Genomic DNA, 13,811 nt, shown 5'->3' with positions numbered 1-13,811 from the left:
GGGAGGGGTTTTATTATGCCAAAAACACAATATAAGTGAGTATAATAACGCAATTTATATAATGTTATATTTAAATAATTTTAATAAAGTAATACATTATATTTGAATAGTACTGTCTTTTCGCTAGAACTAACTTGTATCATGTATACTGTTACTTGAGGTGAAGCAACTTGAAAAGTACAAAATTAATTGAAGTGCGCTACGCAGAAACGGATCAAATGGGTGTCGTCTATCACGCCAATTATTTAGTTTGGTTAGAGATGGGCCGCACACAATTGATAAAGGATTTAGGATTCGATTATGCGGGACTTGAGGAAAAAGGATTTCTATCGCCGGTTCTCGATGTATCCATTCAATATAAACAAAGTGTCAGATACGGCGAGACAGTGACGGTTTCAACTTGGATAGACTCGTATAGTCGTTTGAAGACGATTTATGGATATGAAGTGGTCAAAGAGGATGGAACGGTTGCAGCAACAGCTAAAACGATTCATACCCTTGTAGCGAAAGAGACGTTCCGCCCTGTCCCTTTATCTAAGGTAGATAAAGAATGGCATGAGGCATATGAGAATGCGTGTGTGAATACATAATGGCATTCGGAATCACGCGTGACGAGCTCGTACAATGGAAGTCAAAAATACAGCAAGGAGAAATTGCTTTTTTAACGCATTATTGGATGGACCCACGATTCCCAGGGTCTACCTCTGTCACAAAAGTAGGTGCTCAGGATATTGATCAACTGGCTAAGTGGGGAGAACAATATGGCTTGAAAAAGCAATGGATCGATCGAAAGGAATCGTATCCCCACTTTGACTTATTTGGGGAATGGCAGGAGAAGATATTACGGCTAGAAGGCATTGAGGATCAATATGCAAAATTTGTAGAGAAAAAGGATCGCACCCTCTAAGGGTTACGATCCTTTTTATAGTCAAATTCAATTTCTTTTCGGTCTTCATTTAAGTGGACATGCAAATCATGTCCATCGAAGTACCATAAGTCGCGTTCTTCGATATAAAAATGAATGCCATTTTCATCTTGTTGGATAGCTGCTTCATCCGGCTCTGCTTTTGTCATACCAAGCGTAAATCCTTCATGAAGTTTGCTGCTACCTCCGTACCGTGCGTAAAACTGAATCCATTCTCCCGAGCGCGCTTCCATTTCCTGCTCGAACCACTCGAGTGCTTGTTGTGAAATTTCGATTTTCATCTGTATCACTTCCTAGATCCACGTTATTTTTGGTTCTGTTCCTTGACGAATTCGTGTGATGTTCGCGCGATGACGATACACGATGAACACCAACAAGACGCTTATTAACAGAATAAGTGGAACGTCCGGTCGAATCAAGAAATGTGACCCGACCGCCATCAAAAAGGCGATGAGTGAAAGTAAAATTGACGTCAGAGACACCATCTTTGTCAGTTTTAACAATAAGAAGAATAATCCAAGTAAGATCAAGAAGAACAACCAGTTATAGCCGAGTAATACACCCGCAGAAGTCGCAACGGCTTTTCCACCTCGAAACCCTGCAAACACAGGATACATATGGCCAATGACCGCAATCGCACCTAAAATCAATGGATGAATGCCGACGTCTGCGAATACTGGCAATGCAACGAGCAATACGGCAGCTGTTCCTTTTAAAATATCGATCAGTGAGACAATCAGACCCGCGGGTTTACCGAGTACGCGGAAGGTGTTTGTCCCTCCGAGGTTCCCACTCCCATGTTCACGAATGTCGGTTTTGAAGAAAATCTTTCCTATAATAAGGCCTGTCGGAATAGACCCGAGTAAGTAGGCAAGTAAAAGTACTAGTGCTGTAGTCATGGCAGTCTCCTTTAAATGTCTCTTTTGCTACTAGTAGTGTACCATATTCGAATTTTGATTGGACATACTGCATTGCAATCTTTTCACTGTTTCTTTACACTTATAGAATGACGGTCTAGCGGTTGACAGCACTGCTAGACAAGCGTATCGTTAAAATAGAACGCATGTTTGATGGGGGAGAACAACTTGGCAAAACAGACATTAACAGCCTACACAGATGATGATATTCAAGTATTAGAAGGTCTCGAAGCCGTCCGCAAGCGTCCTGGGATGTATATCGGCTCGACAGATACACGGGGTTTACACCATTTGGTCTACGAGATTGTCGATAACGCAGTAGATGAGAGCTTAGCTGGATTTGGCACACAGATCGATGTAACGATACATGACGACAACAGCATATCTGTTCGGGATTACGGACGCGGTATGCCTACAGGAACACATAAAACAGGGAAACCGACAGCAGAAGTAATTTTCACCGTACTGCATGCCGGAGGGAAATTTGGCCAAGGCGGTTATAAAACGAGTGGAGGCCTCCACGGGGTAGGTGCTTCTGTAGTGAACGCACTCTCCAGTGAGGTAGAAGTCGAGATCCACCGGGACGGCAAGAAGTTCTATCAAAAGTTCTCGCACGGCGGCAAAGTCGAAGTGGCGCTGCATGAGACGGGGAAGACGAAAGAGACGGGGACACTTGTCCGTTTCTTGCCGGATGATATGATTTTTTCAGTTACAAAATATAATTTCGAAACATTAAGTGAGCGTCTCCGTGAGTCCGCCTTCCTATTGAAAGGATTGCGCATCACATTAAAAGATGAGCGTACAGACATCGAAGAAGTGTATTTCTATGAGACAGGAATAGAAGCGTTCGTTGGTTATTTGAACGAAGAGAAAGATACACTTCATAACGTATTCTATATGGAAGGTATTCAGTCTGAAATCGAAGTGGAATTTGCCTTCCAGTTCAATGATGGCTACTCAGAGACCATCTTGTCATTCGTTAACAATGTCAGAACGCGCGATGGCGGAACTCATGAGACAGGTGCGAAAGCAGCACTGACACGTGTGTTCAATGACTATGCACGCAAGACGGGCTTGTTGAAAGAAAAAGATAAAAACTTAGATGGGTCAGATGTCCGAGAAGGTATCGCGGCTATCATCTCTGTCCGCATCCCCGAAAATATGTTGCAGTTTGAAGGGCAGACAAAAGGGAAGCTTGGAACGAATGAGGCACGAAGCGCAGTGGATACGGTAATCTCTGAAAAGTTGCAATATACTTTAGAGGAAAATGCTGAACTGACAGCTTCCTTGATTCGAAAAGCAATTCGTGCACAACAAGCACGTGAAGCAGCCCGAAAAGCACGTGAAGAAGCAAGAAGCGGCAAAAAGCGCAAAAAGAACGACACATTACTATCGGGTAAGTTGACTCCTGCTCAGTCACGAAATGCAAAACGCAATGAATTGTATCTCGTGGAGGGAGATTCTGCAGGTGGTTCAGCCAAGCAAGGGCGTGACCGCACGTTCCAAGCAATCTTGCCACTTCGCGGAAAAGTCATCAATACTGAAAAAGCCAAATTGATCGACATCATGAAAAACGAAGAGATCTCTACCATCATCCATGCAATCGGCGGTGGCGTCGGAGCAGACTTCAACGTTGAAGACATCGCGTACGACAAAATTGTTATTATGACCGATGCCGATACAGATGGTGCACACATTCAAGTATTGCTACTCACATTCTTCTACCGCTATATGAAACCTTTGATCGAAGCAGGCAAAGTGTATATTGCACTTCCTCCATTGTACAAAGTGTTTAAAGGTGCCGGGAAAAAAGAAGTGAGCACATATGCTTGGACTGAAAAAGAACTGCAAGAATCGATCAAAAAAATTGGTAAGGGCTATGCCTTACAACGCTATAAAGGGCTTGGTGAAATGAATGCGGACCAGCTCTGGGAGACGACAATGAACCCAGAGACACGTACTCTGATTCGTGTAACAATTGAAGATGGCAGTCGCGCAGAGCGTCGTGTCACCACTTTGATGGGCGATAAAGTAGAACCACGCCGGAAGTGGATCGAGAACAATGTCGACTTCAGTCTAGAAGAAGATGGCACGATTTTAGAGAATGAACGTATTCATATGGAGAGTGAAGTGTAATGTCACAAGTTGAACGTTTTCAAGATCTACCACTCGAAGAGGTCATCGGTGACCGCTTCGGGAGGTATAGTAAATACATCATCCAAGACCGTGCTCTTCCTGATGCACGCGACGGTTTAAAACCAGTACAACGCCGTATTTTATATGCGATGTACACGGAAGGAAATACACACGATAAAGCATTCCGTAAATCGGCTAAAACAGTCGGGAATGTTATCGGGAACTACCACCCACACGGCGATAGTTCGGTTTATGAAGCGATGGTCCGCATGAGTCAGGACTGGAAACTTCGCAATCTACTCGTTGAGATGCACGGGAACAATGGGTCTGTTGACGGAGATCCGCCAGCAGCTATGCGTTATACAGAAGCACGCTTGTCACCTATCGCATCTGAGCTACTGCGTGATATTCAAAAAGAAACTGTCGAATTCATTCCAAACTTCGATGATTCGGATTCAGAACCGACTGTATTGCCTGCACGTTTCCCGAACTTGCTCGTCAACGGATCGACGGGTATCTCAGCAGGATATGCGACAGATATTCCACCACACGCTTTGCACGAAGTGATTGATGCTTTGTTTATGTATATGGAAAACTCCGCAGTGACGGTCGAGGAACTCATGACCGTTATGAAAGGACCGGATTTCCCAACTGGTGGTATCATTCAAGGTGTAGAGGGGATTAAGAAAGCCTACGAGACAGGCAAAGGAAAAATCATCATTCGCTCGAAAGCAGAAATTGAGACGATCAAAGGGAACAAACAACAGATCGTCATCACAGAACTTCCGTATGAAGTGAATAAAGCCAATCTGATCAAACGAATGGATGAACAGCGCTCAGACAAACGTTTAGATGGCATTGCCGATATCCGCGATGAGTCCGATCGCACGGGACTGCGTATTGTTGTTGAGATGAAGAAAGATATTGATGCACACGGGATTTTACAGTATCTCTACAAAAATACAGACCTTCAAGTGTCGTATAACTTCAATATGATTGCCATCCATAATCGTCGTCCGACTATGATGACGTTGCCTTTACTACTCGATGCTTATCTGGAGCACCAGAAAGAAGTCATCCGCAAACGCTCAGAGTATGATTTGAAACGTGCTAAAGCTCGTCTTCACATCGTAGAAGGTTTAATGAAAGCCTTATCCATCTTGGACGAAGTAATCGCTACAATTCGAGCATCAAAAGATAAGCGTGATGCAAAAGAGAATTTAAAAACAAAATACGCGTTTACAGAAGAGCAAGCCGAAGCAATCGTTTCCTTGCAACTTTACCGTTTAACCAATACGGATATCACGGCTCTTGAAGCAGAGCACGCGGATTTAACGAAACTTGTCACGCAATTACAAGGAATTTTAGGTGATGAGAAGAAGTTGATTCGTGTCATTAAAAAAGAACTGCAAGATTTACGCAAAGCGTATGCAGAGACACGACGTTCAATCATTGAAGATGAAATCGAGGAAATTAAATTAACGCTAGACGTCTTGATCCCAAGTGAAGATGTACGCGTAACAGTAACAAAAGAAGGCTATGTGAAACGTACGTCTCTTCGCTCTTACCAAGCATCTAACGGAAAAGATTTCGCGATGAAAGAGACCGATGCACTGTTACTCGATCTAACAAGCAATACGCAGCATCACTTGTTGTTGTTTACGTCTCACGGCAATTATATTTACCAACCGGTTCATGAGCTACCTGAGATTCGTTGGAAAGACCTTGGCCAACATATTTCAAGTATTGTACAGCTAGATCCAACAGAGCAAATCATACATGCAGAAGCGATTGAATCATTCGAGTTAGACTATACAGTTGTAACAGTATCCGCTGAAGGTCAAATCAAACGTTCATTGCTCGCAGAATTTTATGTACAGCGTTATAATCGCGCATTAAAAGCGATGAAGTTAAAAAAAGACGACCGGATTGTTGCGGTTCGTTTAGCAAGTCCATCGGATGATCTTGCGTTGTTCACGTCGGGTGCGTACGCGTTGTCGTATTCATTAGATGAGGTTCCGATTACAGGAGTCAAAACAGCTGGAGTCAAAGCCATCAATGTAAAAGATGGCGATTCAGTAGTTGCATTTACACTGATTAAAAAGGATAGCCAAGATTTCTTTGTGTTAGTGACACACCGTGGGGCGATGAAAAAGCTTGCTAGAAAAGAGCTCGAGCCAAGTTCACGTGCAAAGCGTGGGGTAGTCGTACTTCGAGAACTGAAGTCGAATGCGCATCGCGTGATTGATGTGGTGTACGTCTCAAATGCTGATTTTGTCATTCCTCATACAGCAGCTGGAGTTTCCGAGCCAATTGCTGTAAAAGAGATGAAATCTGTAGACCGCTATTCAAACGGTAGTTTTTTAGTTGACGTGGATCAAACTGGACCCGTGGAAAAACTAACTGTTAAGGAATTATAGTATAGAAGTAAACTAAAAAGCATTTTCTCTTGAGCTTTGAGAGGAAGTGCTTTTTGGTTTTCCTGGAGTTTGGTAAACACGATTAAAAGTTGGTTAGAAGGGAGGTATGGTGAGGAGAAATAAATCGTTTCGTCGCTGGAAATTGCATTTTCGTCGCCGTATGTGAGAAATACGTCGCTAGAATGGAAGTTTTCGTCGCTGGATTATGCTCATGCAGTGGATTCGGCGCTCAAGTTTGAATTTGCGTCGCAGTTATCACGATTTGCGTCGCTAGAATTAAACTTTTCGTCGCTCAAGGTAACTATCAAAATATCCAACGATTTTTCATTAGTTGATTAGATAAACTGGATGAAATTTCACATGCATGAAATCTTATTATTTCTCAAATATCTCATTGTTTCAAGTATACTACTTAATGAAACTTAACTTTAGATAATATATATTATGGAAACTAATTTTAAAAAATAACAATGGAGACCTCACTACACGGTCTCCTATCATCCACTATTTACTCATAATCCAATCAAGCATTTCAACTCGTTCACCAACCACGGGATCTCTATCTTCGACCATCCATGCATAATACACCGTTCCTAATGCTTTGATTGCATCCACTAATAAATTCTCTTCAAATCCATGCTCATCAATCAACAATTCAACTTTTAATTTAAATTCAACCAAGTTCTTGTTCTTATTAAATAAAAATTGCACACAATCATAATATCTATGACCAACGACGCCTTTTGGATCAATGATGACAAATCCACGCAAATCATCCCACAAAATGTTCTCATGATGCAAATCTCCATGTAAAATCGTCGTTTGCTGCAACTCATGAATTCTTTGTTTAGCGCGTTTTGCTTCTAATCGCCAATCTTCAGGAATCGCATCATAGTGAGTCTCTAAACTCTCAAACCATCGCTCAATTTGTGGTAACTGATTCAAATCGGTAGTTGGCACCTCCGTGTCATGCAACCTCCTCCACTGCTCCACAAATAAACGAACACTCGTTCTCGTTTCGGGAAATCGGACATTTAGTGTATAACCAGGCGATATATCTTCCATAATATAGTAGCCGAAGTCGGTGTTTTTAAACAAGAGCTGTGGTACTCCAAACGTTCCAAAGGCCTGCATAGCAACTGCTTCATTTGTGAAATCAGTACCGGGTATACCAACCTTCAAGACAACAGACTTCCCCTTCATCGTTGCTCGGGCTACATAATTGTAAGACAGGTTCGAAAATGGCGTCAGTCCAGTCAATTCATGTAAACAGGCGATCTTCTCAAGTTGTTTCGGGAGTTCTACTAGCCACACCTCGCCTCTCTTTCCGAACGCAACCCGGATCTTTTCTTCAAAGCTCATGACGAAGTGCTCCACTCAAAAGGGGTCTGCTGGTAGACATAATAATTTAACCAATTCGAGAACAATAAATGGGTGTGAGAACGCCACGTGTTTTGAGGATCTTTTGTTGGGTCATCATCAGGAAAATAATTCTCTGGCACTTCGCACTCCAATCCTTTTGCGATGTCTCGCTCATATTCATCTCGTAATGTCGTCGCATCATATTCTAAATGACCAGTTGCCATGATGTGGCGTTGGTCTTTTGATTGCACCAAAAACACACCCGCTTGATCTGAAACTGCTACTACTTCAAGGGCTGGCTGCTTCAAGAGTTTTTCGTAACTGACCGTCGTATGACGAGAGTGCGGTGCCAAGAACGTATCATTGAATCCGCGAACAAGCGGACTATGAGGTGTTAACAACGAGTGTGGGTAAACTCCCGAACATTTCTTCGGTAAATCTTCTTTCTCGATAGTAAACTCGTGATAAAGCACGGCCTGAGCTCCCCAGCAAATCGATAACGTTGATGTCACATGCGTCTTCGCCCAAAATAACAAGGTCACAATCTCAGGCCAGTAGGCCACTTCTTCAAAGGGCATTTGCTCGACCGGCGCGCCCGTCACAATCATTCCGTCAAATCGTCGGTCTTTGATATCCTCGAATACTGTATAAAACTGATCCAAGTGACTGCTACTGACATTTTTCGGTTGATAACTAGCCATACGTAAAAATGTCACATTCGTCTGAAGTGGCGTATTTCCAAGTAAACGCAGTAACTGATGCTCGGTTTTCTCTTTTTCCGGCATCAAATTGACAATGAGTACTTCAAGTGGACGAATATCTTGCGTGTGCGCGCGTTCTTGGTCCATCACAAAGATATTTTCATCACGGAGTTTTTCAATTACAGGTAAATCTTTCGGCAAATTGATTGGCATTGGTTTCTCTCCTTAAAAAAACACTCTACCCATAACAAGGGCAGAGTGTCGGTAGTATTATCTTCCAAGTCAGCACTTGATGGAGGAAGCACCTTTCTGTCAAACAGAGGTTGCTGAAGCGTCACCGGGCCATGTCCCTCGACTTCTCTTGATAATGAATATGCAATTTTGTATTGATGCGATTGTATCAAACGCAATCGTAAAGTTCAAGCCTACTCTTCGATATCAAATATCAATTCGTCTTCATCGCTCAAACTGCTTCCATCTGAGAAGAATGCAGTCGTAGTCAATACGAGCTGTGTCGCTTCTTCCCCTTCTTCTGGCACCCAGCGTTCATCCGGCATGATTTCAAACGGAATCATGAGCGTTCCTTTTGATGCCGGATTGCCGACTGGCTCAAAGGATAGTTTTGCAATCAATTCACGTTTTTCTTTCTTGCATACTTCTAAACGGATGTCTTCTACCTCTTCTTGCTGCTCCAGTCCCTCGATGTAAATGGTGCCGGATAAATTGATGCCATGTTCGATATACGGGTGATCGACCACCGTATCGATTTTGATAAGACCTTTTTCAATATGGGATTCAAACGAGTTCATACTTACTCCACCTTATTCGTTTTCGATAAATATTCGTAGTGATTCTCCACAACCGGTTCATAACGATTATACCGCATTTTAAATAACCGGAAGAAGTGAGTTACGATTACTTTAACTATAGTATACCCTGGAATCCCAAGGATAATGCCAGGCACTCCAAATAAGGAACCTGCTGTTACAAGTACGAATATGATGGTAATCGGATGAATATGCAACGTTTTCCCCATAATCTGCGGAGAAATGAATTTTCCTTCAACAAGTTGCACGACCGTCCATACAGCAGCGAGTTTGAGAAGCATGAATGGCGACTGCACGAGCGCAATAATTACTGCTGGTGTTATTGCAATAATCGGCCCTAAATAGGGAACCACACTCGTCACCATTGCAATAGCACCTAATAACACTGCATATGGCATCTGGATGATGCTAAATCCGATGAACACCATAATTCCAATAGCTGCCGATACTAACAGCTGACCCTGGATATACGAACTGATTTGACGGTCAATGTCTGCAAACACTTGAGCCGTCTCCTCACGCATACGCGGAGGCAATAGACGTAAAAAGTATTGTGGTAACTTTTCTCCATCTTTTAATAAATAGAACAAGATAAATGGAACGGTAACAATCGCAAGTACAAAACTTGTAATCGCTCCAATGAATGAACTGATACCCGTTGCAACACGTGCGAACGTATCTTGGAAGAACACCGCCAATTGACTTGGTATCTCTTGTATCCACTGATTGATATCTGCTTCTAGTGAATTATAAATCCCTGAAAACATCGATGTTTGTAGCCATATTGTAATGTTATTAATGAGTTGAGAAAAAACTTCTGGGAAGTTCTCAACAAATCGAATGGTCTGATCTTTTAAAAATGGGAACACCAAGAATACAAGAAGTGTAATCAATCCAATCACTGCTAAGAACAGAATCAGTATTCCCCAAATACGAGGAACCTTTATTTTCTCAAGTAAACGTAGAATCGGACGTAACAAGTAATACAAAATAGTCGCCAAAATAATCGGTAACACGACATTCCCTAAAAATACGGTGAATGGATTGAAGACAAACGATACCAAATCAAAGATAAAAATCGTCAACCCAATCAGTAGAAGCAATAACAAAGCAAAGATTGTATTTTTTCCGCCTAAAAATTGAATAAAGCGTGTATCAAAAAAACCTGGTTTCTTGTCATCAAACATAGAGATCCTCCTACTCTAAGAACTCAGCAATTGCTGCTTGTGCTGCTTGTTGATCAATTTCGATGACGCTTCCTGCATGACTGTATGAATTGTAGCGGTATTCTCCTTCTCGAGGAATCGTTAAACGCTCTACTTCAGGGCTTCCGCCTAGCGCCACATCTAACAAGTAATTCAACTTATCTGTATTTGTAATATCCGTTTGAATGTACCCATTTAAAGCACCCGCAAACTTCGGAAGACGATGAAGATTGCCGACAGATGTTACTTCGTTAGAAAGTGCTTCAATGACAACTTGTTGCCGTCTCACTCGACCGAAATCACCTTCTTCGTCTTTTCGGAAGCGCGCATATCCTAGTAACTCTTGGCCGTTCAATTGATGCACCCCTTGTTTGAGTTCGACACCAATCTCTTCAGACATATCTTTTTCAACATCAATTTCGATTCCGTTTGGTGCAAGGATATCGACCATCGTCTCGAAACTTGTAAAGTCAATGAGTGCGTAATGATGAAGGGGAATGCCAAACATCCCTTCAATAGTCTGTCTCGTCAAATCCGCTCCACCGAGATAATAGGCCGTATTTAATTTATAAGATTGATACCCTGGAATCTCTGCATAAATATCACGCATCAAAGAGATGAGTCGAACATCATTGGATTCAGGATCCCACGAAGCTACCATCATAGTGTCAGTCCTAGACTTCTCTTCACCACGGCTGTCCACACCTAATAGTAGGACATTCATCCTTCCGCCGTCATAAGCGCTTCCGTCAAACGGTTCTGAACTTGCTTCCCCGTCCGCGATTTGGGTGCCTTGCCAGTACGTAAAAATTCCGTATCCAACAAGACCAATGAATAGAATAAAAATAAATGCAAAAATCCGTTTAAATGGCGAGCGACGTTTTTTACGACCTCTTAGCTCGCTTCGACTTTGTTCCATGGTAATAACCCCTTTCTATCTTTATCATAACGTATTCAAGAGCAACTAGTTTCATAGTTTGCTAAGAAGTGATAAAATTTTACGAGCACATCACATACTGGAGGGATTTTAATGGAAAAAGCAACATTTGCAGGTGGCTGTTTTTGGTGTATGGTCAAGCCATTTGATACGTATGAAGGGATTCACAAAGTAACGTCTGGTTACATGGGAGGTCACGTAGAAAATCCAACTTATGAAGATGTGAAAACGGGCACTTCTGGTCATTTAGAAGTTGTCGAGATTCAATTTGATCCGTCCCTCTTCCCTTATGAGCAACTACTAGAGATCTTCTGGCAGCAAATCGACCCGACGGATGACGAAGGACAGTTCCAGGACCGAGGCGATCAATACCGCACCGCAATCTTCTATTACACAGAAGAGCAGCGCGTTCTCGCTGAAAAAGCAAAGCAAGATTTAATCGATAGCGAGAAGTTCTCACAACCCATTGTCACACGCATCCTTCCGGCGAGTGCGTTCCACGAAGCAGAAGACTATCATCAAGACTTTTATAAAAAAGAACCCGATCACTATAAGCAAGACCGTGCACAATCAGGTCGCGATGCGTTCATCGAAAAGAACTGGAAGTGACTTTTTCTCATTTCATGGTATAATGAAATGATTGTGTTTAACAGGAGGGTATATAAATGATTCAAGTAAGTGAAGTAAGTTTACGTTTTGGTGATCGTAAACTTTTTGAAGATGTTAATATTAAATTTACCGCTGGGAACTGTTACGGGTTAATCGGTGCAAACGGTGCTGGGAAATCTACGTTCATCAAGATTCTATCTGGTGACCTAGAGCCACAAGAGGGCCATGTATCAATGGGTACAGACGAGCGTCTTGCAGTCCTTAAGCAGAACCACTTTGAATACGAAGAACATCAAGTTCTTGAAACTGTCATGATGGGTCACAAACGTTTGTATGAAGTCATGAATGAGAAAAATGCAATATACATGAAAGAAGACTTTTCGGACGAAGACGGTATGCGTGCTGCTGAATTAGAAGGCGAATTCGCAGATATGAACGGTTGGGAAGCTGAGTCTGAAGCAGCAATTCTTTTACAAGGTCTTGGCATCTCTGAAGAGTTGCACACGAAGAAAATGAGTGACTTGAATGGTTCTGATAAAGTAAAGGTACTTCTTGCACAAGCTTTATTTGGCAAACCAGACGTCTTACTACTCGATGAGCCTACCAACCACTTAGATTTAAAAGCGATTCAGTGGTTAGAAGAGTTCTTGATCAACTTTGAAAATACAGTTATCGTCGTGTCCCACGACCGTCACTTCCTAAATAAAGTATGTACACATATTGCCGATTTAGATTTCGGAAAAATCCAAGTCTATGTCGGGAACTATGATTTCTGGTACGAATCAAGTCAACTTGCACTGAAGATGGCGCAAGATCAGAATAAGAAAAAAGAAGAAAAAATCAAAGAGTTGCAAGCATTCGTTGCGCGCTTCAGTGCCAACGCTTCGAAATCAAAGCAAGCAACATCTCGTAAAAAAACTCTTGAGAAAATTGAGCTAGATGACATCCGTCCATCTTCTCGTAAGTATCCGTATGTCAACTTCTCGATGAAACGTGAAATTGGAAACGATGTCCTTCAAGTGCAAGGCTTGACGTACGAGCAAGAAGGTCAAACATTAATTAAAGATGCACACTTCATGCTAAATAAAGACGATAAAATTGTTCTTTTAGGTGATGAGCTTGCAAAATCTGCTCTTCTTCGTATTTTAGCGGAAGAAGAAGAACCGACATCTGGTTCAGTTCGTTGGGGTGTGACGACAACACGTGCGTACTTCCCTATCGACAATGCGCGCTATTTTGAAGGGTCAGAGACTTCACTTGTCGACTGGTTGCGTCAATACTCACCGGACGATGAATCAGAGACATTCTTGCGTGGCTTCTTAGGACGTATGCTGTTCTCAGGTGAAGAAGTGAAGAAAAAACCTTCTGTCTTATCAGGTGGAGAAAAAGTGCGTTGTATGCTTTCGAAAATGATGCTATCTGAATCAAACGTATTATTATTCGATGAGCCAACTAACCACTTAGACCTTGAATCGATTCAAGCATTGAACAATGGATTGATTGCATTTAAAGGCGCTATGATGTTCACATCTCATGACCATCAGTTCATTCAAACGATTGCGAACCGAGTGATTGAGATTCAAGCGGACGGCACAATCCTTGATAAACAACTAACGTATGATGAGTATTTGGAGTGGAAAGAGCAACAAGCAGTAACGAACTAATAACAAAAACACATCCCGAGCTGGGATGTGTTTTTTTAAAAGATAAGAAAGTATATAATTTTTGATGCCATGAGCCCAGTGTTCATGGTATTTTGATTTTATGGAGAC

At 42.1% G+C, this 13,811-nt stretch carries 13 protein-coding genes and 1 riboswitch; of the genes, 6 read left to right on the top strand and 7 right to left on the bottom strand.

Annotated features, from left to right (window positions below; translation table 11 throughout):
- Positions 1-170: 170 nt before the first annotated feature.
- Both AB5N96_RS12900 and AB5N96_RS12895 read left to right on the top strand, forming a co-directional pair.
- A complete protein-coding gene (locus AB5N96_RS12900; RefSeq protein ID WP_392456602.1) occupies positions 171-590 on the top strand; it encodes an acyl-CoA thioesterase in 420 nt (139 codons plus the stop codon).
- Positions 590-907: a hypothetical protein gene (locus AB5N96_RS12895; RefSeq protein ID WP_499705713.1), complete on the top strand. Its 318-nt coding sequence runs from the start codon at positions 590-592 to the stop codon at positions 905-907. Before AB5N96_RS12900 ends, AB5N96_RS12895 begins: the two co-directional genes overlap by 1 nt.
- On the opposite strand, the gene AB5N96_RS12890 is transcribed toward AB5N96_RS12895, so the two are convergent.
- Together AB5N96_RS12890 and plsY are read right to left on the bottom strand one after the other, a co-directional pair.
- Positions 904-1,206, bottom strand: a complete 303-nt coding sequence (locus AB5N96_RS12890; RefSeq protein WP_499705712.1) for a HesB/YadR/YfhF family protein — start codon at positions 1,204-1,206, stop codon at positions 904-906. The genes AB5N96_RS12895 and AB5N96_RS12890 overlap by 4 nt on opposite strands.
- Positions 1,207-1,218: 12 nt before the next feature.
- Positions 1,219-1,824 carry a glycerol-3-phosphate 1-O-acyltransferase PlsY gene (gene plsY, locus AB5N96_RS12885; RefSeq protein ID WP_392456595.1) on the bottom strand — a complete coding sequence of 202 codons (606 nt, stop codon included), beginning with the start codon at positions 1,822-1,824 and terminating at the stop codon, positions 1,219-1,221.
- A 171-nt stretch (positions 1,825-1,995) separates the two neighbouring features.
- Between plsY and parE the strand changes: the two genes are divergently transcribed.
- Positions 1,996-3,978 (top strand): DNA topoisomerase IV subunit B, encoded by a 1,983-nt coding sequence (gene parE / locus AB5N96_RS12880; protein ID WP_499705710.1) that lies wholly within the window; start codon positions 1,996-1,998, stop codon positions 3,976-3,978.
- The gene (gene parC / locus AB5N96_RS12875) at positions 3,978-6,398 is read left to right on the top strand and encodes a DNA topoisomerase IV subunit A (protein ID WP_499705709.1); all 2,421 of its coding nucleotides are present in this window, start codon (positions 3,978-3,980) and stop codon (positions 6,396-6,398) included. Before parE ends, parC begins: the two co-directional genes overlap by 1 nt.
- Before the next feature lie 504 nt (positions 6,399-6,902).
- On the opposite strand, the gene AB5N96_RS12870 is transcribed toward parC, so the two are convergent.
- The 5 genes from AB5N96_RS12870 to AB5N96_RS12850 all read right to left on the bottom strand — a co-directional run bounded on the left by AB5N96_RS12870 (position 6,903) and on the right by AB5N96_RS12850 (position 11,412).
- Positions 6,903-7,760, bottom strand: coding sequence for an aminoglycoside phosphotransferase family protein (locus AB5N96_RS12870; protein ID WP_499705708.1), 858 nt, complete (start codon positions 7,758-7,760; stop codon positions 6,903-6,905).
- Complete coding sequence (metA, locus tag AB5N96_RS12865) at positions 7,757-8,674, bottom strand: homoserine O-acetyltransferase MetA (protein WP_204589257.1); 918 nt, start codon at positions 8,672-8,674, stop codon at positions 7,757-7,759. The genes AB5N96_RS12870 and metA overlap by 4 nt, the downstream gene beginning before the upstream one ends.
- 54 nt (positions 8,675-8,728) lie before the next feature.
- Positions 8,729-8,832: riboswitch (SAM riboswitch) on the bottom strand.
- 54 nt (positions 8,833-8,886) lie between these two features.
- Entirely contained in the window at positions 8,887-9,270 is a 384-nt protein-coding gene (locus AB5N96_RS12860; RefSeq protein ID WP_204589256.1) for a sporulation protein, read from the bottom strand.
- Between the two features lie 2 nt (positions 9,271-9,272).
- Positions 9,273-10,475, bottom strand: a complete 1,203-nt coding sequence (locus AB5N96_RS12855; RefSeq protein WP_204589255.1) for an AI-2E family transporter — start codon at positions 10,473-10,475, stop codon at positions 9,273-9,275.
- A gap of 10 nt (positions 10,476-10,485) precedes the next feature.
- Positions 10,486-11,412, bottom strand: a complete 927-nt coding sequence (locus tag AB5N96_RS12850; protein WP_204589254.1) for an LCP family protein — start codon at positions 11,410-11,412, stop codon at positions 10,486-10,488.
- 111 nt (positions 11,413-11,523) lie between these two features.
- On the opposite strand from AB5N96_RS12850, the gene msrA reads away from it, so the two are divergent.
- Positions 11,524-12,039 (top strand): peptide-methionine (S)-S-oxide reductase MsrA, encoded by a 516-nt coding sequence (gene msrA, locus AB5N96_RS12845; protein WP_204589253.1) that lies wholly within the window; start codon positions 11,524-11,526, stop codon positions 12,037-12,039.
- Between the two features lie 56 nt (positions 12,040-12,095).
- Positions 12,096-13,703 (top strand): ABC-F family ATP-binding cassette domain-containing protein, encoded by a 1,608-nt coding sequence (locus AB5N96_RS12840; RefSeq protein ID WP_204589252.1) that lies wholly within the window; start codon positions 12,096-12,098, stop codon positions 13,701-13,703.
- The last annotated feature ends 108 nt before the right edge of the window (positions 13,704-13,811 follow it).

The sequence above is a fragment of the Chryseomicrobium imtechense genome, assembly GCF_041475995.1.
In the GTDB taxonomy this organism is placed as follows: Bacteria; Bacillota; Bacilli; order Bacillales_A; family Planococcaceae; genus Chryseomicrobium; species Chryseomicrobium aureum.
This window is presented reverse-complemented; position numbering and strand designations above follow the sequence as displayed.

What these genes read in the sequence shown, in the direction of transcription:
- AB5N96_RS12870 (WP_499705708.1), bottom strand. Translation starts at nt 7,760, where the DNA reads ATGAGCTTTGAAGAAAAGATCCGGGTTGCGTTCGGAAAGAGAGGCGAG.
- AB5N96_RS12860 (WP_204589256.1), bottom strand. Translation starts at nt 9,270, where the DNA reads ATGAACTCGTTTGAATCCCATATTGAAAAAGGTCTTATCAAAATCGAT.
- AB5N96_RS12840 (WP_204589252.1), top strand. Translation starts at nt 12,096, where the DNA reads ATGATTCAAGTAAGTGAAGTAAGTTTACGTTTTGGTGATCGTAAACTT.
- parE (WP_499705710.1), top strand. Translation starts at nt 1,996, where the DNA reads ATGGGGGAGAACAACTTGGCAAAACAGACATTAACAGCCTACACAGAT.
- metA (WP_204589257.1), bottom strand. Translation starts at nt 8,674, where the DNA reads ATGCCAATCAATTTGCCGAAAGATTTACCTGTAATTGAAAAACTCCGT.
- plsY (WP_392456595.1), bottom strand. Translation starts at nt 1,824, where the DNA reads ATGACTACAGCACTAGTACTTTTACTTGCCTACTTACTCGGGTCTATT.
- AB5N96_RS12890 (WP_499705712.1), bottom strand. Translation starts at nt 1,206, where the DNA reads ATGAAAATCGAAATTTCACAACAAGCACTCGAGTGGTTCGAGCAGGAA.
- AB5N96_RS12855 (WP_204589255.1), bottom strand. Translation starts at nt 10,475, where the DNA reads ATGTTTGATGACAAGAAACCAGGTTTTTTTGATACACGCTTTATTCAA.
- parC (WP_499705709.1), top strand. Translation starts at nt 3,978, where the DNA reads ATGTCACAAGTTGAACGTTTTCAAGATCTACCACTCGAAGAGGTCATC.
- msrA (WP_204589253.1), top strand. Translation starts at nt 11,524, where the DNA reads ATGGAAAAAGCAACATTTGCAGGTGGCTGTTTTTGGTGTATGGTCAAG.
- AB5N96_RS12850 (WP_204589254.1), bottom strand. Translation starts at nt 11,412, where the DNA reads ATGGAACAAAGTCGAAGCGAGCTAAGAGGTCGTAAAAAACGTCGCTCG.
- AB5N96_RS12895 (WP_499705713.1), top strand. Translation starts at nt 590, where the DNA reads ATGGCATTCGGAATCACGCGTGACGAGCTCGTACAATGGAAGTCAAAA.